Source organism: Agrobacterium sp. ST15.13.013 (assembly GCF_027956525.1).
Taxonomy (GTDB): domain Bacteria; phylum Pseudomonadota; class Alphaproteobacteria; order Rhizobiales; family Rhizobiaceae; genus Agrobacterium; species Agrobacterium salinitolerans.
This window is the reverse complement of the sequence record NZ_JAQKGP010000028.1, coordinates 24,844-50,891: the sequence shown is the minus strand read 5'-3', so window position 1 is coordinate 50,891 and position 26,048 is coordinate 24,844. Positions and strand designations below refer to the sequence as shown.

Sequence of the window (26,048 nt, the reverse complement as noted above, 5' to 3'; positions counted from 1 at the left end):
ATGCGAAACTCATCCGTCACCGGATGGTGACGATCACAGATCGACGTCGAGGATCGCCATGGAGAAGTTGTAGGAACGGTCGCCGTCTTCGTCATCGATGTAAACGACGCCGAGAAACTCTTCGCCAAGATACACTTCGGCGGAATCGTCCTTGCGCGGACGCGCCTTCACAATCATCTTTTCATTGAAAGTGCGCTTGAAATAGGCGTCGAGTTTTTTGATTTCGTCGGCTTTCACCACTATTCTCCTGTGCGGTTCACGTTGGCCCGCTTTTGGCATGGGATAAAGGCCAAAGTAAAGTGAAAGCGGCACGTCATCCGCGTCTTCCACACGGACAACCGTGAAAATGCCGGCCCATCAGAGCGCGACAGGGCCGGTCAGATATCGGCCCCGATAAGCTGGTCCATCAGACGCGAGGGTTCCGAACACCCTGCTTCTCCCACCACCCGCGCCGGCACGCCGGCAACCGTGGTCTTCGGCGGAACGGGTTTCAGCACCACCGAACCGGCGGCAATGCGCGAGCAGCTGCCGATCTCGATATTGCCGAGGATTTTCGCCCCCGCACCGATCATCACGCCATTGGCGATCTTCGGGTGGCGGTCCGCACCTTCCTTGCCGGTGCCGCCGAGCGTGACGCCGTGGAGGATGGAGACGTTGTCACCGATCACCGCCGTCTCGCCGACCACCAGCCCGGTGGCATGGTCGAGGAAAATGCCCTTGCCGATGCGCGCGGCCGGATTGATATCGGTCTGGAAGATACTCGATGAGCGGCTCTGCAGATAAAGCGCAAAATCCCTGCGGCCCTTTTGCAGCAGCCAATGGGCGAGCCTGTGGGTCTGGATGGCCTGGAACCCCTTGAAATAGAGGAGCGGCTCCATGAAGCGCGTGCAGGCGGGGTCGCGGTCGTAAACGGCCTGAATGTCGACGCGCAGCACGCTTCCCCATTCCGGCCAGTCATCCAGCATGTCCTGGAAGGTCTGGCGCAGCAGCACGGCCTGCATGTCGGGATGATCGAGGAGTTCGCAGATGCGGTAGATCACGCATTCTTCGAGAGACCGGTGATTGAGGATCGTCGAATAAAGAAAGGCCGAAAGCAGCGGATCCTGTGCCGCAGCACTTCGAGCTTCATTGAGCAGGCTGCCCCAGATGGGATCGACGATCGCCAGCTGTTCCGGCTGACGGGCCTCGGTACGTGCGACCATGAATGGTCTCCTCGTTTGCAGTGGTCGTTCTTTATACAGAAAAAGACGTGCATTAGAAATGGGATTCGAATGACGACTTTAAAGGCGGCAAGGCTTCAGTTTTTCTTCATGCAGCATGAAAAAACGTTTCTTGCCGCGCCCGCTCAAAGCGAGCGGTAAAATTCCAGCACCGCCGCCTTGAACACCCGGTCGCCGACGGCCAGCATGTGGTCGCGGCCGGGAATGTCGATCGCCCGCGCATGCGGCATGATCGCGGCAAGCTCCGTACCGGAACCGGCAATATCGTCCTTCGTTCCAACCGCGATCAGCGTTGGCGCATCGATCTTTGCCGCCTGTTCGCGGGTGACGAGAACCCGGGACGTCTCGATACAGGCGGCAAGCGCAAGCCGGTCGCTTTTCGTCTGGTCAGCAAAAGCTCGGAACATGCGGCCGCGCTCATGGGTGACGACATCGAGCGAAGGTGCGAGAAGCGCCTCGGCAATCGGATCCCAGTCGCCCACACCTTCCACCATGCCGATGCCGAGCCCGCCGAAGACCAGCGACCGCACGCGCTCCGGATGTACCATCGCCAGAAAGGCGGAAATCCGCGCACCCATGGAATAGCCCATCACATGCGCTTCCGCGATGCCGAGATGATTGAGCAGCGCCACCGCATCCCCTGCCATCTCGGGCGGATAATAGGCTTGCGGATCATGCGGCTTGTCGCTGGCGCCATGGCCGCGATTATCGATGGCGATCACCCGGTAACCGGCCTCGCCCAGCGTCTTCACCCAGCCGGGATGCACCCAGTTGACATTGGCGCTGGAGGCAAAACCATGGATCAACAAGACCGGATCGCCCGCCGGATCGCCCTCATCGAAATAGGCAAGGCGAAGACCGTCATGGGAAAAATCGGAAAATTGCGGCGTGTTGAGATTCATCAAGGACATCCTTTTTGCCGGACCATATGGCAGGAAAGCACAAGATTGAACATGTTTTGCTGACGATTTTTATGGAGATGCAATGCGTTTGAGGCTACATATCCGCAACGACGAGCCGATGCGAGAAGACGGATTGCGGCTCGATAACGATATTGCATTTGGAGACGAACATGGCCGGGCATTCCATTCCCCACTTCCAGAACGACGGCGGACACCGCATGATCGAGATCGGCGTCAAGGAATTCATGTGCACCGGCGCATCCGTGCCCTACGATCACCCGCATATCTTCATCGATATGGGCGACGACAATGAGAAGGTCTGTTCCTACTGCTCCACCCTTTACCGGTACAATCCGTCGCTGAAGGCCGAGCAGACCAATCCTCCGGGCTGCGTCTTCCATGTGAAGGCCGCCTGACCTTCCACTTTTCCTGATCGGGGCGCACCAATGCCCATCAAATCCGTAGCCATTGTCGGTGCCGGCATCGCCGGTCTCACCGCTGCCCTGTCTTTTGCCCGTTACGGGATCGACTGTGACATCATCGAGCAGGCCGGTGAGCTAACGGAAGTGGGCGCCGGCCTGCAACTCTCGCCCAATGCCGCCCGCATTCTCGACACGCTTGGGGTACTGCCTGATATCGAGGCGCGCTGGACCGAACCTCTCAGCGTCGAACTCGCCTCCGGAAAATCGCTGGCCACGCTGCTCTCCCTGCCGATGGGCGCGGTGGCCCGCAGCCGCTGGGGCGCACCCTACGGCGTACTGCACCGCTCGACGCTGCAGAATGCACTTTTCCAGGCGGTGACACGAAACCCGCTCTGCCGCCTTCATCTCGGCAAGCGCATCGAAAACGCGACGGTGGACGTGATTGCCGCAACCACCTTCCGTGACCATGACCTGATCGTCGGCGCGGACGGCGTCTGGTCGGCGGCGCGTTTCGCGGTCCCTTCCGCCCCCGCAGCCACCTTCTCCGGCAATATTGCCTGGCGCTTCACGGTCGCCGCAAACGATGTGCCGTCAGCCATCAACAAAAGCGCCGTGACCGCCTATCTCGGCTCCGGCGGCCATATCGTCGCTTATCCGCTGAAGGAAGTCGGCGGCTTCAACATTGTCGCCATCGCGCTCGGCGCCGACCCGGGCGCAACCTGGCGGGCGGAATCGGGCGGGCGGCAGAAAGCCATGCTGCTGGAACAGTTTCGCGGCTTCAGCCCGGATATCGTCCGATTGCTCGATTCGTCTGAAAATCCGACCTTCTGGCCGCTCTATCAGGCCGGCCCCGGCCGCTGGCATAATGGCCGTGACACGGTGCTGATCGGCGATGCGGCGCATGCCATGATGCCCTTCGCCGCGCAGGGCGCCGCGATGGCGATAGAGGATGCGTTTGAACTTGCGTGGGCGACGGCAGGCGGTAATGCCGAAAAGCCCCTGCCCTTGCCGCAGGCCCTTGCCGGCTTTGAGGGCCTGCGCCTGCCGCGCATAGAAAAGGCCCGCAAGCGGGCCTCCCTCAACCGTTTTGCCTATCACGCCACAGGCCCGGTGCGTATTGCGCGGGACTTCGTGTTTTCCACGCGCCCCACCGACGCCTTCCTGAAGGATTTCGACTGGCTCTACGGCTACCGCGCCAAAGGCTGAGGTTAAATCCCGGCCGCAGCCACAAACCCGGCCTCGAGGTCCTTCTTGAGATCGGCGATATCCTCGAGCCCGATCTGCAGGCGGATAACCGGTCCTTCCGACGGACCCTTCGCAATCGTCCTGTCGATGAGCGATACCGACACGGCAAGCGATTCGTAGCCGCCCCAGGAATAGCCGAGCCCGAAGAAGGTCAGCGCATTGAGGAAAGCGGCCGCCGCCTGCTTGTATTTGCCTTCCTCCGCCTTCAGCACAAAGGAGAAAACACCGCTTGCGCCCTTGAAGTCGCGCTTCCAGAGTTCGTGCCCTGCAAAACTCGGCAGCGCCGGATGCAGTACACGAACAACGTCGTCACGGCTCTCCAGCCATGTGGCGATATCGAGCGCGCTTTTCTGATGGTGCGCCAGCCTGATTCCCATGGTGCGCATGCCGCGCAGGATCTGGTAGGCATCGTCAGAGGTAACGCAGATGCCCAGATTGGCATTGGCCTGATCAAGCGCCTTCCAGTGCTTTTCATTGGCCGAAACGAAACCCATCAGCACATCCGAATGGCCCGAAGGATATTTGGTGGCGGCGTGAATGGAGACATCGACGCCGAAATCGAGCGGCTTGAAATAAAGCGGCGTCGCCCAGGTATTGTCCATCGTCACCACACAATCATGCCGGTGAGCGATATCCGCGATCAGCCTGACATCCTGAATCTCGAAGGTGTTGGAGCCCGGCGCTTCCAGATGCACCAGCTTGGTGTTCGGCCGGATGAGAGCCTCTATGCCCTCCCCGATTGCCGGGTCGTAATATTCCACCTCGACACCCAGCTTTTTCAGCATCGTATTGCAGAAACGGCGCGTCGGGAAATAGACGGAATCGACGATCAGCGCATGGTCACCGGCGGCGAGATAGGCAAGGAATGGCACGGTAATGGCCGCAAGACCCGAAGGCACAAGGATAGTTCCGAACGAACCTTCCAGTTCGTTGACGAGATTGCACAAGGCATCCGTCGTCGGCGTGCCGTGGGTGCCATAGGTGTATTTCTGGTTTTCGGTCGAGAGCGTCTCCGCGTCGGGAAAAAGCACAGTCGAGCCACGCACGATGGGCGGATTGACGAAACCGAAACAGTCGGCGGGATCGTTGCCGCCGTGGGCCAGGCGCGTATTCACACCTGCGGCGGAAAGCAGGTCATTTGTCTTGGTCATTTCAGATCAACTTTCGAAGGAACATTGACGCGTTCGACAATGCTAAGAGTGCAACGCAAGGTCAAGTCCGGCTGGGACGCCAGAACGGGTGGAAGCGACCCGTCGCCGACCAGAATACAAGAAGTATGCAAATACTGTGCAAGTGCAAATTTCCGCAAAAATATGCTTATATTTTCACCCTTTGCACACTTCCCGACCAAAATTTGGAAAATTCCGTTTTATAGGCACAATTATTGCCCGCACGTCTTGACCCCGCTGCCAATTGCGATTGTGATAGAAAGAGCGGATCGAAAAAGATCTCGCTGAAGGGGGAGCTGGGGAAAATAAATATGCCGGTCCTCTTCCAAGTGACGATAACAAACAAAGGTTGGGAAAAATGAAAAAGGCAATTCTGTCAGCCGCCATCGGCGCAGCAGTTTTGGGAGGAGCCTCGGTCGCTTCGGCTGCGACGCTTCAGGATGTCAAGTCGAAAGGTTTCGTCACGTGCGGCGTTAGTGCTGGCATTCCGGGATTTTCCAATCCCGATGACAAGGGTGAATGGTCCGGTATCGACGTTGACTATTGCCGTGGTATCGCCACCGCGGTTTTCGGTGATCCTTCGAAAGCCAAGTTTGTCGCCCTTTCGAGCAAGGACCGCTTCCCGGCTCTCCAGTCCGGTGAAGTCGATGTTCTGACCCGTAACACCACCTGGACGATCAGCCGCGATACGTCGCTGGGCTTCAACTTCCGCACCGTCAACTATTATGACGGCCAAGGCTTCATCGCCAAGAAGGGCCTCAACGTGAAGTCCGCTCTTGAACTCTCCGGCGCCGCCGTCTGCGTTCAGACCGGCACGACCACCGAGCTCAACCTGGCCGACTACTTCAAGACCAACAATCTGCAGTACAACCCGGTCGTTTTCGAAAAGGAATCCGACGCGACGTCTGCCTATGATTCCGGTCGTTGCGACGTCTACACCACCGACCAGTCGGGTCTTTACGCCATCCGTCTGAAGCTGAAGAACCCGGAAGAAAACATCGTTCTGCCGGAAGTCATCTCCAAGGAACCGCTTGGCCCGGCCGTTCGCCAGGGTGACGACCAGTGGTTCGACATCGTGACCTGGGTTCACTATGCGATGGTCAACGCCGAAGAGCTTGGCGTCACCTCCAAGAATGTCGATGAGCAGAAGAACAGCGCCAATCCGGACGTGAAGCGCCTGCTCGGCACGGAAGAAGGCACCAAGATCGGCACTGATCTCGGCGTGACCAACGACTGGGCCTACAACATCATCAAGCTGGTGGGCAACTACGGCGAAGTCTTCGACCGCAACGTCGGCGCAGGCTCTCCGCTGAAGATCGAGCGTGGCCAGAACGCGCTGTGGACCAAGGGCGGCCTGCAATACGCACCGCCGGTCCGTTGATCGGCCCCATTACCGGCTAGATCATATAAGGAGGCTGGGCAACGCCCGGCCTCCGCTTCAAATTATATAAATAAGCTCGCAAAGAGCATATAAAAGGGAAAGGTGCCTATGGCAGGCAACGCGGTCAGTTCGCAACGATCGCGCGCGCAAAGCGCGTCGTCATTTATCTACGATCCACGCATACGCGGCATTTTTTATCAGGTCCTGACAGTCGTCGTCCTGGCCGCTTTCGTCTGGATCATCGTGACGAATACGATCACCAATCTTCAACGGTCAAACATCTCGTCCGGCTTCGGCTTCCTCGATGGAAGAGCCGGTTTCGATATCGGCCAGTCGCTGATCGCTTATACCAGCGATGCGACCTATGGCCGGGCATTGCTCGTTGGCATTCTCAACACGATCCAGGTTGCGTTTTTCGGCATCATCGCCGCCTCGATCATCGGTTTCATCGTCGGCATCGCCCGGCTGTCCAACAACTGGCTGATTTCGAAACTCGCGCAGGCCTATGTGGAAATTTTCCGCAACATCCCGCCGCTGCTCGTCATCTTTTTCTGGTACAAGGGCGTCATCTCGGTTCTGCCGCAGGCGCGCGAATCGCTGGAACTTCCACTCGGAACCTACCTCAACAATCGCGGCTTCTTCTTTCCCAAGCCGTTGTGGGGAGAAGGCACCTGGCTCGTGCCGCTGGCCTTTCTCGTCGCCATTGTCCTCAGCTTCTTCGTTTATCGCTGGGCGAAAGCCAGACAGGAGAGAACCGGGCAGCAGTTCCGCACCGGAATAACGGCGACGCTTCTCATCATCGGCCTGCCGCTGGCCACATTTCTGGCGCTTGGCGCACCGCTGACATTCGACTATCCGATTGCCGGACGGTTCAATCTCACCGGGGGCGCGGTCGTCGCACCTGAATTCATGTCGCTGTTCCTGGCGCTCTCCTTCTATACCGCCTCCTTTATCGCCGAAATCGTTCGCGGCGGCATCAAGGCCGTGGCGAAGGGGCAGACGGAAGCTGCGGATGCACTGGGACTTCGCGCCAGCACCACGACGCGCCTGATCGTCGTTCCGCAGGCGATGCGCATCATCATCCCGCCGCTGACGAGCCAGTATCTCAATCTGACCAAGAACTCGTCACTCGCAGTCGCCGTCGGTTTCGCCGACATCGTCTCGGTTGGCGGCACGATCCTGAACCAGACGGGTCAGGCGGTTGAAATCGTTGCAATCTGGCTGGTCATCTATCTCTCGCTGTCCCTGCTCACGGCCGTGGTCATGAACTGGTTCAACGCGAAAATGGCCCTGGTGGAGAGATGACGATGACGATCAGCAACCAAGCCTTCGTGCGACAGACCATTGAAGAAGCCCGCCCCGCGCCATCCAGCGCGGTCGGGGTAACGCATTGGCTGCGCACCAAACTCTTCGCCACGCCCAAGGATACGGTTTTCACCGTCATTGCCATCGCTCTGCTGGCCTATATTGTGCCACCGATTATCGATTGGCTGTTCATCGACGCGGTATGGACCGGCAGCGATCGTATCGCCTGCCTGACCGCTTCGCAGGGCGGCGCGCTGCCGGACGGCCAGTCCGGTGCGTGCTGGGCTTTCGTTTCGGCGAAGCTCGGACAATTCGTCTTCGGCCGCTATCCGATCGACGAACGCTGGCGTCCCATCCTGGTGATGGTGACCTTCGCCATCCTCCTGATACCGATGCTGATTCCAAAAGCGCCGTTCAAGCGACTGAATGCGCTGGCGCTTTTCATCATCCTGCCCTTCATTGCATTTTTCCTGCTCATCGGCGGCGTCTTCGGCCTGCCTGTGGTCGAAACGCAGCTCTGGGGCGGCCTGATGGTGACGCTCATCCTGTCATTCTTCGGGATCACGGTGTCACTGCCCTTCGGCATTCTTCTGGCGCTCGGCCGGCGCTGCAACATGCCGGTGATCAAGATGCTCTGCGTGCTCTTCATCGAAGTCATCAGAGGCATTCCGCTGATCACCGTCCTGTTCTTCGCCAGCATCATGCTGCCTTTGTTCCTGCCCGACGGCTGGACCTTCGACAAGTTCCTGCGCGCGCTCGTCGGCGTGTCGCTGTTCTCCTCGGCCTATATGGCGGAGGTGATCCGCGGCGGCCTGCAGGCCATTCCGAAGGGACAATATGAAGGCGCTGACTCGCTCGGCCTGAATTACTGGCAGAAAACGAGGCTGATCGTGCTGCCGCAGGCGCTGAAGCTTGTCATTCCGGGCATCGTCAACACCTTCATCGGGCTGTTCAAGGATACGTCGCTGGTCTCGATCATCGGCATGTTCGACCTGCTCGGTATTGTCACACTCAACCAATCGGATGCGAACTGGGCCACGCCCGTCACCGCCATGACTGGCTATATTTTCGCAGGCTTCGTATTCTGGATATTCTGCTTCGGCATGTCGCGTTATTCGCTGTTCATGGAACGGCACCTCGACACCGGGCATAAACGATAAGGGACGCTCAAATGGCAGAAACCCAAGCAAAAGAACTGGCCGTCTCGACTACGGACGTGGCGATAGAACTCATCGGCATGAACAAGTGGTATGGCGACTTCCACGTGCTGCGCGATATCAACCTGAAGGTCATGAAAGGCGAGCGCATCGTCATCGCCGGCCCTTCGGGCTCGGGCAAGTCCACCATGATCCGCTGCATCAACCGGCTGGAAGAACATCAGTCAGGTACGATCAATGTCGACGGAATAGAACTCACCAACGATCTCAAGAAGATCGATGAAGTGCGTCGTGAAGTCGGCATGGTGTTCCAGCACTTCAACCTCTTCCCGCATCTGACGATCCTTGAAAACTGCACGCTGGCGCCAATCTGGGTTCGCAAGATGCCCAAGAAGGAAGCCGAAGAAGTGGCGATGCACTATCTGACGCGCGTCAAGATCCCCGAGCAGGCGAATAAGTATCCCGGCCAGCTGTCCGGCGGCCAGCAGCAGCGCGTGGCGATTGCCCGCTCGCTCTGCATGAAGCCGAAGATTATGCTGTTTGACGAGCCGACCTCGGCGCTCGACCCGGAAATGGTGAAAGAAGTGCTCGACACCATGGTCAGCCTCGCCGAAGACGGTATGACCATGCTATGCGTAACCCACGAAATGGGCTTTGCCCGTCAGGTCGCAAACCGCGTCATCTTCATGGACCAGGGCCAGATCGTCGAACAGAATTCGCCCGCCGAATTCTTCGACAATCCGCAGCATGAGCGCACCCGGCTGTTCCTCAGCCAGATTTTGCACTGAGACTGCAATCGACACGTATATCGAGCGGGGCCGTTTCGGCCCCGTTTTCGTTTCTGGAGATCTGCTGAAATCTTTATCTCCATGCACGAGCGCGACGATTTCGATTTTGTGATTCCACCGCTCTCGAAGCGCCAAGAGCACAAAAATACGCTCGACATCGCAGTTTAACCAATTGTTACGAAACGAGAATCCTTGTTTTCCAGGGGTTCTGGTGGCCCATGTCATTTTTTTGTCAAATCATGCATTTTTCCGCTTGCAGACCTTCAGGAGCCTGACTATAAGGGCGCCACACCACAAGCGCACGCGCCCTTCGTCTATCGGTTAGGACGTCAGATTTTCATTCTGAAAAGAGGGGTTCGACTCCCCTAGGGCGTGCCACTTGCCTTCGTGTTTTCCTCTTCAAAATGTAGGTGCACCGCGTCAGTTCGCAAAATCGCTACGCGCGATCAATGCAGCGGAACCGATTCCCGCCGAGCACGTTAGAATGCTGTCCCCCCGATGGAAGGCAAGCTGGCCGAAACGCCAACAGGCAAATCGACCCGCTTGCCTTTCCCCTTTCAGCCAAATCACAGCGCGGTTCTGTCTGGCGAGCAGCAGATGCCAGCTAAGGGTTGGAAAAACGCTCCCCGGGCCTTCCACGAGGCATGAAGGCATTGCCGACGCGCCGCGATAGCGGCGATATTTCAAGGCCTTGGCCGGTTCCAGCGCAGTTTTCCACAGCCTTTCCGGCGTCCATAAAAAAACTCGTCACGAAGCGAGAAAAATCGATTTTTCCGCTTGCGGAGCAACGGGAGCCTGACTATAAGGGCGCCACACCACAAGCGCACGCGCCCTTCGTCTATCGGTTAGGACGTCAGATTTTCATTCTGAAAAGAGGGGTTCGACTCCCCTAGGGCGTGCCACTTGCTTTTCCTTGAAAATCAGTGATCTGCATTAGAATTTTCACGCGATGCGTGAGAATGAAGACGCATACCGTTTCCGGCGGTCAGTAAGCTTTTCCCATAAAATGGAAGTTTGATCCGCAGCCCCGTCAGGGTGCGAAAGCCGCGTCCAGTACGCGCAGCTGCACACGCCTCTGGCCCTGCCAGAGATCGGCCCCCACGGTGCCTGCGACGTGAATGTTCCTGCCGCGTGCATTCATTAGCATCTGCCCCAGAGGCGCTTCTGCGGCGCGAAACGCGATGCCGTCCAGCCGCGAGCCATCCATGGCCTCCAGCGTGATTTTGACGTGCGCTGCGCCCACAAGCCTTACATCGCGCAGGCGATGCGCCGGCACGGCAAAAACCGGCTGCGAATGGCCCGAACCATAAGGACCGGCCTGTTCCAGCTGGTCGACAAGCTGCAATGTCGCGCCTGATGCGCCGATGGCGCCATCGATCTTCAGCACGCTGCTTTGCACCAGCTCGTTCACCGTCTTTGCGGCCGCTTCTTCAAAGAAAGTCCTGAGCTTGCCGAGATTGGCGCGCTCCACCGTCAGTCCGGCCGCCATGGCATGGCCGCCGCCCTTGACCAGCAACCCAGCCTCCACGGCGGCGCGCACCATGCGCCCCATATCGAAGCCGTTGATCGAGCGACCCGAGCCGGTGCCCTTGCCGGAGGGATCGAAGGCAATGGCGAAGGCTGGACGACGGAAACGATCCTTCAGACGCGAGGCCAGCAGGCCGACAATGCCCGGATGCCAGTTCTCGCGAGCGGTGACGATGACGCCGGCGCCAGACCCGTCGCCATATTCGAACAGCGCCTCGGCTTCCGCCTCCGCCAGCATCGCCGCTTCCATGGCCTGCCGCTCGCGGTTCAGCTCATCCAGCCGCTCGGCAATGACCTCGGCCTGCGAGGAATCATCGATGGTCAACAAACGACTGCCAAGCGCGGCATCGCCGATGCGTCCGCCGGCATTGATGCGCGGCCCGATCAGGAAACCGAAATGATAGGGGGTGACAGGCCCACCAAGCCCCGCCTTCTTGAACAGCGCCGCAAGTCCCGCATTGTTCATGTGCCGTGCGGCAATCAGCCCCTTCACCACATAAGCGCGGTTCAGCCCCTTCAGCGGCACCACGTCGCAGACCGTCGCAAGCGCGACGATATCAAGCAGCGACAGGAGGTCGAGCGTAAAGGCCCGCCGGTTGTGTCTGTCCTTCAGCAGCCGCAACGTGGCCACCAGCACCAGAAACACCACACCGGCGGCACAGAGATGCCCCTGCCCCGACAGATCGTCCTCGCGATTGGGATTGACCAGCGCCACCGCTGGCGGCAGTTCCGTGCCGACCTGATGGTGGTCGATCACCACCACATCCGTTCCGGCGTCCTTTGCGGCCTGAAGCGACTCATGACTGGTGGAACCGCAGTCGACGGTCACAATTAGCGTCGCGCCATTGGCGGCCAGCTGCTGCATTGCCGCCGGGTTCGGCCCGTACCCTTCAAAAATGCGGTCGGGAATATAGATTTCCGGCATCAACTCGAAATGCGCGAGAAAGCGATACATCAGCGCCGAAGAGGCAGCGCCATCAACGTCGTAATCGCCGAAGATCGCCACCTTCTCGCCGGTCTCGATGGCACGCACCAGCCTTTCGGCGGCCTTTTCGCAATCGGTCAGCATATGCGGATCGGGCATCAGCGAACGAATGGTCGGATCGAGGAACGCCAAAGCGTCATCGACGCCCACGCCGCGCCCGGCCAGCACCCGCGCAATCAATTCGGGAATCCCATGGACCTGAGACATCGCCAGCGCGCGGTTCTGCCCGGCCTGATCCAGCCGCGATACCCAGCGCTGTTCTGTCGCCGACCGCTCCACGCTTAGAAATGCGCGGGCCACGGTATCGGCCGGCTCCAACATTGCCATCCTGTCCCTTCATCTTCTCATGCGCGTTCCGCGCCTTGGTTAGAACGGGCTAAATGGCGAAGGCGTGTTTTTCAAGCAAAAACGCGCCTTGACGGAGTCACACCGAAAAAATCGAGAAAAACGGGCTGACGATTGAAAGGGCGCCGACCAGCAGCAGCAACGAAAAGACCGCGAGCGAACACCAATTGCGCTCATGCTCCCCCATGTCGAATTCCATGCTGCGAATATTGTCGTTGGCATTGTGAGGCCGCGCTCGGTGATGGGCGGCTGCAACACCTGCGCGCTTATTGTCCTTGAACAGGATGATCGATGTCACGGCCACGCCTCCCTCGCTTGGTGAACGGATTGACCATAGTGCCGAATCGCCTTGTTTTCCAGCGTTTCCGATGCCTTCCCCTCAAATTTTATGGGTGCCCGACGACCGGCGTGATGCCGGCTGCAATACAACGAAAAACCGCGCCTCCATCTGGAAGCGCGGCTTTTGATGTCATCAAAATAATGAAGCGTCTCAGGTCCGCTCGATGCGGATGACCTGCGGCTCGCTGACCAGATATTTCTCGTTCTTGATCGCCTTCACCGCCTTGCGGATCGCATCTTCCATCGTCGCATGGGTAACGAGGATGATGGTCTGCGGCGCGCCTTCCACATGCACGCGCTGGCGTTGCACGATGGATTCGAGCGAGATGTTATTGTCCGCCATGCGGGTGGCGATGGAGGCGAAGACGCCCGCCTGATCCTTCACCGTCAGACGGATGAAGTAACCGCCCTCATGGCTCTTCATCTTGGCGCGACGATATTCCGTCAGCGATTTCGCCGGACGGCCGAGAACCGGCACCTGCTGGGCACCCGGACGGCTCTTGGCGATATCGGCAATGTCGCCCAGTACGGCAGACGCCGTGGCGTTGCCGCCCGCACCCGGGCCAACCATCAGCAATTCCCCGAGAATGTCGGATTCGATCGCCACCGCATTGGTGACGCCATCAACCTGCGCAATAACAGAATCGAGCGGCACCATGGTCGGATGCACCCGCTGCTCGATACCGGATTCGGTCACCTGCGCCACACCGAGAAGCTTGATGCGATAACCGAGCTCGGCGGCCGCCTGAATGTCCTCGCTGGAAATATTGGTGATGCCTTCCAGATAGATATCGTCGGCCGAAATCTTGTTGCCGAAGGCAAGCGTTGTCAGAATGGCAAGCTTGTGGGCTGTATCGTTGCCCTCGATATCGAAAGCCGGATCGGCTTCGGCATAACCCAGCCGCTGCGCTTCTTTCAGGCACGCCTCAAAGGACAGCCCTTCCTTCTCCATCTTGGTCAGGATGTAGTTGCAGGTGCCGTTCATGATGCCGTAGATGCGCGACACATGGTTGCCGGTGAGAGACTCACGCAGCGCCTTGATGACGGGGATACCGCCGGCCACCGCCGCTTCGAAGTTCAGCAGCGCGCCCTTGTCTTCGGCAAGGGTCGCCAGTTCGACGCCGTGCTTGGCCAGCAGCGCCTTGTTGGCTGTCACCACATGGAGACCGCGTGCAAGTGCGGCGCGCACCGCATTTTCCGCCTGGCCGGAAGCGCCGCCGACCAGTTCGACGAACACGTCGATATCGGCTTCGCTCGCCATCTGCTCCGGCGTGTCGAACCAGGTAATACCCTTGAGATCAATGCCGCGATCGCGCGAACGATCGCGCGCGCTCACCGCAATAATCTCAATCGCGCGTCCGCAGGTAATCGCAAGTTCGTTGCTTCTCTGCTGGAGGATGCGCACGAGCGAAGCGCCGACAGTGCCGAGCCCCGCTATGCCGATTCTCAATGAATCTGCCATGGGTATGTTCCTGATTGCTGGTGATGGTGGCGGCCGAGGCCCGGCCGCCTTCGGTTGCCCTTATCTGTGGGCGTTCAGCGAAACGACATTGTGCATCGTTTCGTCTGCGCTCGACAGGAAACGCTTCAGATTGCGCGCTGCCTGACGAATTCGATGCTCGTTTTCCACGAGCGCGAGACGGACGTAATCATCGCCCATTTCGCCAAAGCCGATGCCGGGAGCAACGGCGATATCTGCCTTCTCGACCAGAAGCTTGGAGAATTCCAGGCTGCCGAGATGGCGGAATTTTTCCGGGATTTTCGCCCAGGCGAACATGGTCGCCGCCGGCGGCGGAACCTCGAAACCGGCCTTGCCGAACGTGTCGACCATGACGTCGCGGCGGCGGCGATAAACGCTGCGCACTTCCGCGATGTCGGAGCCGTCGCCATTCAGCGCATGCGTCGCCGCAACCTGGATCGGCGTGAAGGCGCCGTAATCGAGATAGGACTTCACCCGCGTCAGCGCCGCGATCAGACGCTCGTTGCCGACGGCAAAGCCCATGCGCCAGCCGGGCATGGAGAAGGTCTTAGACATGGAGGTGAATTCCACCGCAACGTCGATTGCGCCGGGAACTTCGAGAACCGAAGGCGGCGGATTGTTGTCGTCGAAATAGATTTCCGAATAGGCAAGGTCGGACAGCACGATAATCTCGTGCTTCTTCGCAAAAGCGATCACGTCCTTGTAGAAATCGAGCGAGGCGACATGCGCCGTCGGGTTCGAAGGATAATTGACGATCAGCGCCAGCGGTTTGGGAATGGAGTGGCGCACCGCGCGCTCCAACGGTCCGAAGAAGCTGTCATCCGGCTCGACATTCATCGAACGGATAACGCCGCCCGCCATCAGGAAGCCGAAGGCATGGATCGGATAGGTGGGGTTCGGACACAGGATCACGTCACCCGGCGCGGTGATGGCCTGCGCCATATTGGCGAAGCCTTCCTTGGAGCCGAGGGTCGCGACGACCTGTGTATCGGGGTTCAGCTTGACGCCGAAACGGCGGGCATAATAGGCGGCCTGCGCGCGGCGAAGGCCGGGAATGCCCTTGGACGAGGAATAACGATGGGTGCGCGGATCCTGAACGACCTCGCAAAGCTTGTCGACAATGGCCTTCGGAGTCGGAAGGTCGGGATTGCCCATGCCGAGATCGATGATATCGGCCCCGGCCGCTCGCGCGCTCGCTTTCAAACGGTTGACCTGTTCGAAGACGTATTGCGGCAGACGCCGGACCTTGTGAAACTCTTCCATCACTTTCCTCATGGGAATGGACCGGTTCCACCGGCCCATAACGAAGGTTCGTTTTTTGTTTTTAAACGCCGCCGACACGAACCGACCCGGCAGGCGTTATTCATTGTAGCGCAAAGAACGGGAAAACCTACAAGGCTTTTCTCGGCCCACGCTGCATAACGGTGATCCGCCCGTCCTTCCGGTTCGGCCTTCGCAGCCCTTCCCGCAAGGCAGATCGCGCACTATGATCAGGGAACTTGCATAACGCCAGATTCTTGGAAAATGCAAGGCAAGCCATGCTCAAGAACGGCCCTTCAGCCGCGCTCACCCTTCACAATTGCCGCACGGATGACCGAAAGCACGCGTTCCGGCTCGATATCCGTGCAGATAAGCTGGCTCGGATGCCCGTCCCAGTCGCCCGGCGGAAAAGCCCGGCCATCCGGTTTCTGGATCGTCTGGCCGTCGGCAAGTCCGCCGCAGACGACGCGCACCGGGCCGCTGCGGGTGGTAAACAGTTCCGGTGCAACGAGATAAACGCAGGCGCAGCTATCATGCACCACCATGCCGTCGCCGGTCCGGGTCTTGTAGAAATCGATATAGAACTGCGACAGGTCGGAAAGCAACTGCACGGGCTTGCCGCCAGCCTCCGCCATGTCAGCCATGAAGGCGCTTGTCATCACGGTTTTTGTCGTCACGTCGAGACCGACGACGGTGACGCGCCAGGGCGCGGTAAAGACAAGGTCGGCCGCTTCCGGATCGCCATGAATATTCGCCTCGGCCGCGGGCGAGACATTGCCGTTCATGTCGAAGGCGCCGCCCATGACAATGACGTCCTTGACCAGCGCGGCGAAATCCGGTTCCTCACGCAGTGCCAGCGCCAGATTGGTCATGCGGCCGACCGCGATCAGCGTCACCTCACCGGGATAGGCCTTCACCGTCTCAATGATAAAGCGATGGGCGGGGCGCGGATCGAGCGGCAGATCGATGGTTTCAGGGATATCGATATCGCCGAGGCCGTTTTCGCCGTGGATGAAGGTCGGCCAATGGCCTTCCTTGCGGGCAGGATCGAAGGTCACCCCGGCGCCTCTCGCCACCGGTGCGGTCATCTGCCATTCCCGTTTGAGAAAGAGTGCATTGCGGGTGGTGATATCGATGGGGGCGTTGCCGAAAACCGTGGTGACGCCGATCAGATCGATATCGGGGTGACGATGCAGGAACAGAAGCGCCATGGCGTCGTCCACACCGGGATCCGTATCGAATATCACTTTATGCATAATGTCCTCATCCATATGTCTCAAGCGCCATCCGCTTCTTCCGGCGACGCGCCACGGAAACATAACGATAAGCGGCAACACCGCAATCCCCCCGCAAGCGGCATGTCATGCAGAAAAATATTGCGTGGCAGTCTTTTCAGTGAAAGAAGAAGCCCTCTCCCGCCGCCTGCCCGGACATCCCCAGTGCAAGACATCGCCCTCAACGTTTTTCTCGTCCTTTTCTGCGTCGCCATCTTTGCCGGCTTTATCGATTCCATCGCCGGCGGCGGCGGTCTCATCGTCATTCCGGCAATGATGATCATGGGCATTGCCCCACTCGATACGCTCGGCACCAACAAGCTGCAGGCCCAGTTCGGTTCCGCCTCTGCGACACTGGCCTATGCGAGACGAGGCCACGTGAACCTCAAAGAGCAACTGCCTATGGCGCTGATGGCCATGGCCGGCGGAATGCTCGGTGCGCTGACAGCCGCCTTCGTGCCAGCCGATCTGATGCGCGCCGTCATGCCGTTCCTGTTGATTGCGATCGCGCTTTATTTCGCCTTCAAGCCACAGCTCAGCGATATCGACAGCCATCGCCGCATCACGCCCTTCGTGTTCGGGCTTGCGGTCGCACCGCTGATCGGTTTTTACGATGGTGTTTTCGGCCCCGGCGCAGGGTCTTTTTACATGCTGGCCTTTGTGAGCCTTGCCGGCTTCGGAATGCTAAAGGCGACCGCCCACACGAAGCTTCTCAACCTCGGCTCGAATTTCGGCGGTTTTCTCGTCTTTGCAATGGGTGGTGCGGTTTTGTGGAAGCTCGGTCTCGCCATGGGCGTCGGCCAGTTCATCGGCGCACAGATCGGCTCCCGCTTCGCGATGAAAAACGGTGCGAAGATCATCCGCCCGCTGCTGGTGCTTTCCTGCCTGGCCATGGCGACGAAGCTTCTTGTCGACGCTTCATCCGCGTGGTCCATCGCGACGATATGGGAAACGATATTCCCGAAATAAAAGGGATTGTCGTCAGAGACAGGCGTATAACGTCACGCTGTGGCGCGGCGTCTGCGGTCCTCGATTTCGCGGATGACGACCATGGCGCCGACAAGCTTGTAGGCAGATGAGTAACACGGCGACATTTCCAACGATTTCACGATCGTGCGACCGTTCTGGTCTTCCGCGTAGGTATACTTCGACGTATCGCCCTTGAAACAATTATCCAGCTTGTCTCTGAGGTCGTTCTGGAAACGGTGGACGCCAACCAGTTCAGCAATATGGCAACCCACAAGACCTTCCGGCGCATTGCGCTGAAATGCGTCGAGAGAATTGGCGAACGAGACGCGATAACCAGGCGTAACGATCACGACGGGATCATCCAGATCGTTCAGCATGTCTTCATCGAGGATCAGGTGGCGATGGTGCCACTCCAGTGTGTCCTCGTCCTCGTCACCAACGACTTTCGCCTTCGAAGGCATGCCGACGTAACGATCAACGAGCGTCCGCAGAAGCTCGGAGTTGCGCTGCACGCAGCCAAGGTCTTCCGCCTCGTGGTTGAGGAGATCGATGGCAAAACGGAACTGCTCGCGAATATCTTCGGAATTTTCTGTCTTGCGTCCGACAACCCGCTCGAGGAGCTGTTCCAGTTCACGCTCCAGCACGGCAATCTTGTCGGCTTCGTTTTTACCAACGGCAGATTGCAGTTCCGTATAACGCAGCCAGAACAACTCAATCAAATCTTTCAACCCAACTCTCCCTGAACGGGCATAACCCCCGCTACCTATGCGAACGGATTAACCCTTTGCCCCTCGATTATAGCGTCTTTGCGCTTAAAAATGACGTAACGAAACGCGGGAACGCCGCGGGGATTGTTGTCCAAAATATCACACCAGCCGCTAATTTTTCAATTTCGATAATCCATGAACGAAAAATGAGGTTCCGCTAATACGGAAAAATATCGAAATGCATCATTCTCCGGCCGAATGTCGTAAAAATCGTACAAACTCCGGCCGCACCGCAATGAACTCAAATCTGGTGCTTCACATCCCACCGGTCGTGATACCACAGCCATTGTCCGGGGTATTCGCGCACCCAGCTTTCCACCTTGTCGTTCAGAAGCTGCGCCGTCGCCTGAATGTCGACATTGCCCTTCTCATCGCGCGGAATTTCAACCTTGGGCTCTATTTCCAGCCTGTAGCGATTGTCGGGAAGACGCACGCAACGGGCCGGATACACATCGCAGTTGAATTGCCGCACCAGCTTGGCAAGCAGCGGATTGGTGCGAACTTCAAGGCCGAAGAACTTCGTCGTCAGGCCCTTTCCGAATTTCTGGTCAACGAGCACGCCGACACCACCGCCCTTTTCCAGCTGCCGCGCAAGCGCGAAGGAGGAACCGGCATGCGAGGGCACAAGATTGCCCATGCGTTCCTTGCGGAAATTGAACACCTTGTCGGCCACAAAAGGATTGTTCGGCGGCCGGAACAGTACCGTTACATCGAGACCGAAAGCAGAGCCGGCAACCGGCAAGAGCTCGAAATTGCCGCTATGGGCGGTAAAGACGATGAAGGGCCGAGGATTGTCGCGCAGCTCGAGGAAGGTCGGAATGCCCTCGACCTCGATGCGGCCCGGCTTGTTCTTTTCCGGATCGAAATCGAACAGCCGGTCTAGAAATACATATTCCGCCGCAAGCCGGCCCATATTGGCCCAGCTATCCATGGCGATCTCAAGCCGCTCCCCCTCGGATTTCTCCGGGAAGGCGCGGGCCAGATTGTAAAGCATCAGCTTGTGGCGCCCGGTTTTCGGCCCCACCCAGCGCGCCAGCCGGTCGGCGGCGCGAATGCCGGCATCGGCGGGAAAAAGCTTCAGCAGGTTGAGGAGGCCAAAGGCGAGCGTCGCAATCAGCCACTGCCGGAAGTGGTCCAGTTTCAGGACAATCCGTGTCAGGAACAGCTTCAAGATGCTCAGTCCATTCGCAGAACGATCTTGCCGAATACCTGGCGCGTTTCCATGCGCTCCAGTGCCCGGTCGATATCGTCGAAGGTGACTTCCGTGTCGATGACGGGATGAACGATGCCGCGTGCCATCTTCTGCATGGCATTGGCCATGTTTTCCATGCGGCAGCCGAAGGAGCCGAGCAGCTTCAGCTGCTGCTGGAACAGCATCATCAGATTGATTTCGGTGGAAACGCCCGAGGTAGAGCCGCAGGTGACGAGACGGCCGCCACGCTTCAGCGAGAACATCGAGGCGACAAAGGTATCCTTGCCAACATGTTCGAAGACAACATCGACACCCTTCTTTTTCGTCAGCTTGCGCACGACGCCCTCGAAACGGTCGGTCCGGTAATTGATGACATGATCGGCCCCGAGCGCCTTCGCCCGCTCGATCTTGTCGTCGGAGCCGACTGTGGTGATGACGGTGCAGCCCATCTTCTTGGCAAGCTGAATGGCCGCCGTGCCGATGCCGGAACCGCCGGCATGGATGAGAATGGTTTCGCCCGGCTCAAGCTTGGCATTGTCGAACAGCATGTGCTCCACGGTGCCGAAAGTGACAGGCGCGAGCGCCGCAGCAACGGCGTCAATGCCGTGCGGTGCCGGCACGAGCTGGCGGGCTGGAATATTCATCTTTTCCTGCGCAAAACCGTCGAGATGGAAACCGTGAACGCCTTGAACATGTTCGCACAGATTGTCGCGGCCTTCGCGGCAGGGTTTGCAGAGCCCGCAGGTGCGCGCGCCATAGACCGAGACCAGCTGGCCCGGCAGCACGTTGGAAACGCCGGGGCCGATGGCCTCGACCACGCCGGAGGCTTCCGCACCGATGGTGAGCGGCATCTTGCGCTTGGCGAAAGCCATGCCGCGCCAGCCCCACACGTCGATATGATTGAGCGCCACGGCCTTGACGCGCAGCGTCACCTCGCCCGGGCCCGGAGCGTCCGGTTCGGGCAGGTCCACTTTTTCGAGCTTCCGGTCGTCGACGAGTTGAAGAGCGCGCATATATCAGTCCTTCGCCCGAAGGCGTTACCTAAAATCATTCCAGCAAAACTCTGTAACGGTTTTGCGGCTGGAATGCGAAATCAAAGAAACGGGCGCGTTTCCGCAAGTCATTCGGAAACGCCCCTGTTGTAACGGAACCGGTTAAGCCGGTTCGCGCGTCATGACAAGGCTTGCGTTCTGCCCGCCAAACCCGAAGGAGTTGGACAGAACCGCACCCACCTCAGCATCCCGCTTCACATTCGGCACCACGTCGAGCGTGATGGTTGGATCGGGATTGTTGTAGTTGATCGTCGGCGGCAGCGTGCCGGTCAGCATGGTCTGCAGTGAGAACACGGCTTCAACAGCACCTGCGGCGGTGAGCGTATGGCCGATCATCGACTTGTTGGAGGACAGCGGAATGTTCTTCAGGCCTTCACCGAAGACGGCCAGCATCGAACCGTATTCCATCTTGTCGTTCTCAGGCGTCGAGGTGCCGTGGGCGTTGATATAGCCGATATCGCTTTCGGCCACGCCCGCATCGGCCAGTGCCGCACGGATCGTCGCAATCGCCGGGCCGCCATCGGGCGAAGAGCGTGTGCGGTGGAAGCTGTCAGCTTTTTCGCCGGCTCCCTTGATGATGCCGAGAACCTTCGCGCCGCGAGCGACGGCGGCTTCGAGCGATTCCAGCACCAGCGTTGCCGCACCTTCGGCGATCACGAAACCATCGCGGTCCTTGCTGAATGGCTTGGAGGCCTTTTCCGGCGGGTCGTTCTGGGTCGAAAGTGCTGACAGCAGCGAAAAGCGGATCAGTGCCTCGGCGCTGACAGAACCGTCAGTCGCAACCGTCAGCGCCCGTTCGGTACGGCCCTGGCGGATCGCCTCGACGCCGAGCTGGATCGCGGTCGCGCCGGATGCGCAGGCGGTGGAAAGCGTGACCGGCAGGCCGCGCGTGCCAAAGCGGTCGGAGAGGCGCTCGGAAATCGCGCCGAACAGGGCAGCTTCCTGGAATGCCGGGTCGGGACGCTGGCGGAACGCCGTCAGGAACCGTTCATAGGCGTCACCCGGCTGGGCGGCCGGCGGAGACCGGTCGGCAAGCTCGAAACGGGCGCTCCACTCCGGCTCGATCGGCGGCGCTGCGAGAAACAGCGGCCCATTGAAATCACCGGAGATACCGGCCTGCGCCAGCGCCTCGATGGTGGTTTCGCGCGCAAAGGCATAAGAACGCTCGACGGAATTCGGAACCGGGATATCGATGAAATCCACCGTGCCGCTGATGCGGGTCGAAAGCCCCTCCGTCGGGAAACGGGTGATCTTGTGAATGCCCGATTTGCCCGATGTCAACGCCGCCCAGTTATCGGCAAGCCCCTGCCCGAGCGAGGTGATAATGCCCATGCCGGTGACAGCGACGATGGGACGACCGAGATGATCCCTGAAGTTGGAAGCCATGGTCTTTTCTCCTCAAACGTCGCGGGACAGAACAGCGACACCTTCGCCGCGCACATGGCCGACGGTGGTGACAACGGCCTCGGTGGCCACCTCGCCCATTGGCTTTTCCGCAGCCGCATCGAAGGTAGGAACCTTCGCACCGCTTTCAAGCGTCAGCGCCGCCAGAGCGAGCCCGAGCGGAAACTGCGCCTCAAGTCCATGACCGGTGACACCGCCGAAACCACGAATGACCGAATTTGGCAGCACCTTGTCGAGAATGTCCTTCTCGCGGGCCGTCACGCCGTCATAACCGCTCGCGCCGGAAAACACGACGGTCGCAGCACTGTCCTTGGCGGGAGCAAGCAGCCGCTCCATGCGCTTTTCCATCTTGCCGTCATCGCGGCTGCCGCGGTCGCCCTCAATGGCGTCGATGCGGGCATAGATGCGCGCGCCACGCTCGCTGGCATGCTTGCGCGATTCCAGCACGAGGAAGGCGCCGAGCGAACCGGAAATCATGCCGCCGCCGTCCTGGTCGCCACGCGACCACAGCGGCTGCCAGCCGCCCTGCGCATGCGCGCCGATGGCTTCGAACAGCAGGATCATGTCGGGACGTTCGGCCGAGAAGGCGCCGCCGACAAGGGCGTGGCTCGATTCGCCGGAGCGGATGCGGTGAAACGCGGTTTCGACGGCGGAAATGCCGGCCGCTTCTTCGCCCATGAAGGTGCGGGAAGACCCGGTAACCTTGTGCACGATGGAGATATTGCCGGCCATCAGGTTGGAAAGCTGGGCGAGAAACAGCGTCGGACGCAGTTCCGTCGTCAGCTTCTCGTTCAGCAGCTTTTCACGGTCGTTGCGCTTCAGCGCCTCATCGACGATCAGCGTATCGACATTGATGTCGCGCTCGCCGCCACCGGCGGCAACGATCATGTCCATGGTGGCGCAGGCTTCGGCATTTTCCTTCAGACCGGCATCATCGAGCGCCAGACCGGCGGCAAAAACGCCGAGACGCTGCCAGTTTTCCATCTGGCGCTGGTCGCCGCGCTTGGCGATCTGCGCCGACCAGTCGATCTCCGGCATGGGATGGACCGGATAGGGCTTGAATTTTTCGGTCTCGACAATCGTCGCCGGCGCGGCGGCTCCAGAAAGAAGCGCCACATGCGCCTGGCTGCCAACGCCGTGACAGGTCACGATGCCGACCCCTGTTATCACCACATCATTGTCAGATTTCATCGTCTGTCATCCTTTGCAGCCGGCCCCGCCGAAACGGTCACGGCTATCCACAGCGGTTGCGAACAACCACTTCATGCGTTGCGGAATAAAGCGCGCGATGCGGATTGGCAATGGTGAAGGCCCGATCCACCGTCGCGAGCCCACGATTTTCATGCGTCAAAACCGGGCCGACGGGAAAAACGCTCCCCTTTTGAAACGGGCGGGAGCGCTTATTTCTGCGCATCCGCGGCAATCGCCGCCATCAGGCCGACTTCTTCGGCCCGCTTCTTGACGACAGGCCCAAGCGGAATTTCGCTGAACGGCATGGTACGCAGTTTCAGCTGCGCATCACAGACCTTCTTGCCGGCAGAGGTGATCTTCGCCTTGGTAACGGCAAAGCCCGAACCGTCATGCTCCAGCACCGCTTCGATATCAAGAACAGCGCCGGGCTCCACGAAGGTGCGCATCTTGGCGCCATCGACCGACATCAGGAACGGCATGGACGCGAAATCGGAAAATGCCAGAACCATCATGCCGGAGGCCTGCGCCATCGTCTCGATCAAGAGCACACCCGGAACCAGCGGCATGCCGGGAAAGTGGCCTTCGAAAACAGGGCTCTTGTCGGGAACGACGGACCGCGCCTTCAATGTGCGCGTCGCCATGTCCACGGCTTCGACCCTGTCGATCATCTGAAAATATTCAAGCAGCATCCGTCCGGCCCGTCTCTGGTCGGTTTAACCCGCCATGACGGCGAGCTTTAAAAAGAAATGCCCGCTTGACGCGGGCATTGTCGTCTCAGCCCTTGGCTGCGCGCAATTCGTCGATCTTGGCGCAGAGGTTCTTCAGCACGAAATATTCTTCGGTGGAAACCTTGCCTTCGTTGACTTCCTGCGTCCACTGCTCGAGCGGAATCTTGATGCCGAATTCCTTGTCGATAGCGAAAACGATATCGAGAAAGTCGAGGCTGTCGATGCCCAGATCGTCGATCGTGTGGCTCTCCGGCGTAATGGTTTCGCGGTCGATTTCGCTGGTTTCGGCGATAATGTCGGCAACCTTGTCGAATGTAGCTGTCACGCCCATAATCCTTATTGTCGTTCGTATGAATTATTCTTTCTGACGCACCACATAGGCAAGTCGCACAAAAAAGCCAATGGTTTCGTGACCTAACTTTGAAATTTGCCCCAAAACTGTTGCCTAAACAGCAACCGAATGACGGCCGCGTCCGTTACCGAGATAGGTGTCGAAGATTGCCGCGATGTTACGCACGAACGGCTTTCCAGCCTCCGTCACGGCAAAAATATCGGCGTCCAGCCGCACCACGCCATCCCTGTCGCCTGCGGCGAACAGCTGCGCCTGGGCTCTCACGGAATGGCTCACCTTCCCGAAACGGTGCTGCAAGTCCGAAAGATCGACAGAAAAATCGCACATCAGCCGCTCAATGACATGCGAGCGCAGATGATCATCCCGCGATAACTCTATACCCTTCACGACGGCAAGGCCGCCCTCGCCCACCATGCGCTGATATTCGCCCGTCGCCACCATGTTCTGCACATAGCCCTGCGGCAACCGACCGATTGATGATGCACCAAGCCCGATCAGCGCATCGGCCGTGTCGGTCGTATAGCCCTGGAAATTCCGGCGCAGCGCACCCGCTTCGGCGGCCTGGCATAAGGTGTCCGCCGGCTTGGCGAAATGATCGATCCCGATTTCGCCGTATCCGGCCTGCCTCAGCATTTCGCCCGCCATCGTCATCTGGCGATAACGCTCGGCAATGTCGGGCAGCGCGTGTTCGGGGATCAGCGACTGGTGTTTTTTCATCCACGGCACATGGGCATAACCGAAAAGCGCCACCCGGTCGGGATCGAGCGAGACGATCTGGTCCACGGTCTTCTTCAGCGTCTCGCAGGTCTGGAACGGCAACCCATAAAGAATGTCGCAATTGACGGAGTGAACACCCCTCGCCCGCACCGCATCAACGACGGATTTCGTCTGTTCGAAAGACTGGATGCGGTTGATGGTTTTTTGCACTTTGTCATCGAAGTCCTGAACCCCGAGGCTTGCCCGCGACATGCCGATGGCGGCAAGCGCATCATAGCGGCTGTCGTCCAGATCGTTGGGGTCCATCTCGACGCTGATTTCAGGTGCGAGCCCGAAGGTGAAATGACGCCGCAGACAGTCCATCAGGCTCTTTATGTCCTCCGGCTTCAGCATGGTGGGCGAGCCGCCGCCGAAATGCACGGCACTCACCACCGCGTCAGGCGAAACCAGCGCGCCGACGGCTTCGATTTCCTGTTTAAGTGCTTCAAGATAAACGGCAATCGGCTCGTATTTCAGCGTGTGCTTGGTGTGGCAGGCGCAGAACCAGCACAGCCGGTCGCAATAGGGAATATGCAGATAAAGCGACAGGCGATTCCTGTGACCGAGCGCGCCGAGCCAGCGGCGATAGATGCAATTATCGATTCCCTCGTGGAAATGCGGCGCGGTCGGATAGCTCGTGTAACGTGGCACTGCACCCGAATATTTGTGAAGAAGTTCGGTATTCATCGCCCGATTTGCCTTTTATCAAGAAAATGTCGATTTCCTCTCTCTCAGTAGCGGCTGCGACAGTTTGCAACTTTGACTTCAATCAAATTGCGCCGTAAGTTCTTGCTAAAGTAGACGCGGGGGCGACGGCTACGTGGCGAAAGCCTTGCAT

24 protein-coding genes and 2 tRNA genes are annotated in these 26,048 nt (G+C 59.1%); 9 read left to right on the top strand and 17 right to left on the bottom strand.

The genetic code is table 11. From position 1 onward, the window contains the following. Positions 1–33 precede the first annotated feature (33 nt). The 3 genes from PL597_RS22145 to PL597_RS22135 all read right to left on the bottom strand — a co-directional run bounded on the left by PL597_RS22145 (position 34) and on the right by PL597_RS22135 (position 2,122). Positions 34–237, bottom strand: coding sequence for a DUF3126 family protein (locus PL597_RS22145; protein ID WP_003502851.1), 204 nt, complete (start codon positions 235–237; stop codon positions 34–36). 140 nt (positions 238–377) lie between these two features. Continuing rightward, entirely contained in the window at positions 378–1,202 is an 825-nt protein-coding gene (gene cysE, locus PL597_RS22140) for a serine O-acetyltransferase (protein ID WP_271366250.1), read from the bottom strand. 143 nt (positions 1,203–1,345) lie between these two features. Beyond that, the gene (locus PL597_RS22135) at positions 1,346–2,122 is read right to left on the bottom strand and encodes an alpha/beta fold hydrolase (RefSeq protein WP_271366249.1); all 777 of its coding nucleotides are present in this window, start codon (positions 2,120–2,122) and stop codon (positions 1,346–1,348) included. 170 nt (positions 2,123–2,292) lie between these two features. Between PL597_RS22135 and PL597_RS22130 the strand changes: the two genes are divergently transcribed. Together PL597_RS22130 and PL597_RS22125 are read left to right on the top strand one after the other, a co-directional pair. Beyond that, positions 2,293–2,538, top strand: coding sequence for a zinc-finger domain-containing protein (locus PL597_RS22130; RefSeq protein ID WP_035261222.1), 246 nt, complete (start codon positions 2,293–2,295; stop codon positions 2,536–2,538). A 30-nt stretch (positions 2,539–2,568) separates the two neighbouring features. After that, positions 2,569–3,750, top strand: coding sequence for an FAD-dependent monooxygenase (locus PL597_RS22125; protein ID WP_271366248.1), 1,182 nt, complete (start codon positions 2,569–2,571; stop codon positions 3,748–3,750). 2 nt (positions 3,751–3,752) lie between these two features. On the opposite strand, the gene PL597_RS22120 is transcribed toward PL597_RS22125, so the two are convergent. Then, positions 3,753–4,940 carry a cystathionine beta-lyase gene (locus PL597_RS22120; protein ID WP_271366247.1) on the bottom strand — a complete coding sequence of 396 codons (1,188 nt, stop codon included), beginning with the start codon at positions 4,938–4,940 and terminating at the stop codon, positions 3,753–3,755. A gap of 376 nt (positions 4,941–5,316) precedes the next feature. On the opposite strand from PL597_RS22120, the gene PL597_RS22115 reads away from it, so the two are divergent. The 6 genes from PL597_RS22115 (at position 5,317) to PL597_RS22090 (ending at position 10,491) form a co-directional block, all read left to right on the top strand. Next, positions 5,317–6,339, top strand: coding sequence for an amino acid ABC transporter substrate-binding protein (locus PL597_RS22115; protein WP_162520376.1), 1,023 nt, complete (start codon positions 5,317–5,319; stop codon positions 6,337–6,339). Positions 6,340–6,447: 108 nt separating this feature from the next. Continuing rightward, a complete protein-coding gene (locus PL597_RS22110; protein ID WP_080790696.1) occupies positions 6,448–7,644 on the top strand; it encodes an amino acid ABC transporter permease in 1,197 nt (398 codons plus the stop codon). 2 nt (positions 7,645–7,646) lie between these two features. Further along, on the top strand, positions 7,647–8,804 hold the full coding sequence (locus PL597_RS22105; RefSeq protein ID WP_080790695.1) for an amino acid ABC transporter permease: 1,158 nt from the start codon (positions 7,647–7,649) through the stop codon (positions 8,802–8,804). Between the two features lie 11 nt (positions 8,805–8,815). Next, complete coding sequence (locus PL597_RS22100; protein ID WP_137410420.1) at positions 8,816–9,589, top strand: amino acid ABC transporter ATP-binding protein; 774 nt, start codon at positions 8,816–8,818, stop codon at positions 9,587–9,589. Positions 9,590–9,892: 303 nt separating this feature from the next. Beyond that, positions 9,893–9,967: transfer RNA gene (locus tag PL597_RS22095), tRNA-Glu, on the top strand. Between the two features lie 449 nt (positions 9,968–10,416). Beyond that, positions 10,417–10,491: transfer RNA gene (locus tag PL597_RS22090), tRNA-Glu, on the top strand. A gap of 128 nt (positions 10,492–10,619) precedes the next feature. Here the strand turns inward: PL597_RS22090 and recJ are convergent. The 5 genes from recJ to PL597_RS22065 form a co-directional block, all read right to left on the bottom strand. Then, on the bottom strand, positions 10,620–12,428 hold the full coding sequence (gene recJ / locus PL597_RS22085) for a single-stranded-DNA-specific exonuclease RecJ (protein ID WP_416372246.1): 1,809 nt from the start codon (positions 12,426–12,428) through the stop codon (positions 10,620–10,622). A 97-nt stretch (positions 12,429–12,525) separates the two neighbouring features. Next, entirely contained in the window at positions 12,526–12,750 is a 225-nt protein-coding gene (locus tag PL597_RS22080) for a hypothetical protein (RefSeq protein ID WP_162520377.1), read from the bottom strand. 186 nt (positions 12,751–12,936) lie between these two features. Next, complete coding sequence (locus PL597_RS22075) at positions 12,937–14,247, bottom strand: homoserine dehydrogenase (protein WP_077982237.1); 1,311 nt, start codon at positions 14,245–14,247, stop codon at positions 12,937–12,939. A gap of 60 nt (positions 14,248–14,307) precedes the next feature. Then, a complete protein-coding gene (locus PL597_RS22070; RefSeq protein ID WP_077982236.1) occupies positions 14,308–15,528 on the bottom strand; it encodes an LL-diaminopimelate aminotransferase in 1,221 nt (406 codons plus the stop codon). 293 nt (positions 15,529–15,821) lie between these two features. After that, positions 15,822–16,781 carry a nucleoside hydrolase gene (locus PL597_RS22065; protein ID WP_271366245.1) on the bottom strand — a complete coding sequence of 320 codons (960 nt, stop codon included), beginning with the start codon at positions 16,779–16,781 and terminating at the stop codon, positions 15,822–15,824. Positions 16,782–16,964: 183 nt separating this feature from the next. On the opposite strand from PL597_RS22065, the gene PL597_RS22060 reads away from it, so the two are divergent. Next, positions 16,965–17,768: a TSUP family transporter gene (locus PL597_RS22060; protein WP_142912261.1), complete on the top strand. Its 804-nt coding sequence runs from the start codon at positions 16,965–16,967 to the stop codon at positions 17,766–17,768. Positions 17,769–17,800: 32 nt separating this feature from the next. On the opposite strand, the gene PL597_RS22055 is transcribed toward PL597_RS22060, so the two are convergent. From PL597_RS22055 to hemN, 8 genes are all read right to left on the bottom strand, one after another. Next, positions 17,801–18,496: a hypothetical protein gene (locus PL597_RS22055; RefSeq protein WP_035240634.1), complete on the bottom strand. Its 696-nt coding sequence runs from the start codon at positions 18,494–18,496 to the stop codon at positions 17,801–17,803. A gap of 280 nt (positions 18,497–18,776) precedes the next feature. After that, a complete protein-coding gene (locus tag PL597_RS22050; RefSeq protein WP_416372247.1) occupies positions 18,777–19,706 on the bottom strand; it encodes a lipid A biosynthesis lauroyl acyltransferase in 930 nt (309 codons plus the stop codon). Positions 19,707–19,711: 5 nt separating this feature from the next. Next, positions 19,712–20,740, bottom strand: a complete 1,029-nt coding sequence (locus tag PL597_RS22045; protein WP_077982233.1) for a zinc-binding dehydrogenase — start codon at positions 20,738–20,740, stop codon at positions 19,712–19,714. A gap of 141 nt (positions 20,741–20,881) precedes the next feature. Beyond that, on the bottom strand, positions 20,882–22,165 hold the full coding sequence (locus PL597_RS22040) for a beta-ketoacyl-ACP synthase (RefSeq protein WP_271366244.1): 1,284 nt from the start codon (positions 22,163–22,165) through the stop codon (positions 20,882–20,884). Between the two features lie 12 nt (positions 22,166–22,177). Continuing rightward, positions 22,178–23,374 (bottom strand): beta-ketoacyl-ACP synthase, encoded by a 1,197-nt coding sequence (locus tag PL597_RS22035; RefSeq protein ID WP_271366243.1) that lies wholly within the window; start codon positions 23,372–23,374, stop codon positions 22,178–22,180. Between the two features lie 209 nt (positions 23,375–23,583). Next, complete coding sequence (locus tag PL597_RS22030; RefSeq protein WP_137410427.1) at positions 23,584–24,063, bottom strand: 3-hydroxyacyl-ACP dehydratase FabZ family protein; 480 nt, start codon at positions 24,061–24,063, stop codon at positions 23,584–23,586. A gap of 85 nt (positions 24,064–24,148) precedes the next feature. Continuing rightward, the gene (locus PL597_RS22025) at positions 24,149–24,433 is read right to left on the bottom strand and encodes an acyl carrier protein (RefSeq protein WP_003495848.1); all 285 of its coding nucleotides are present in this window, start codon (positions 24,431–24,433) and stop codon (positions 24,149–24,151) included. Between the two features lie 114 nt (positions 24,434–24,547). After that, positions 24,548–25,897 carry an oxygen-independent coproporphyrinogen III oxidase gene (hemN, locus tag PL597_RS22020; RefSeq protein ID WP_271366242.1) on the bottom strand — a complete coding sequence of 450 codons (1,350 nt, stop codon included), beginning with the start codon at positions 25,895–25,897 and terminating at the stop codon, positions 24,548–24,550. Positions 25,898–26,048 lie beyond the last annotated feature (151 nt).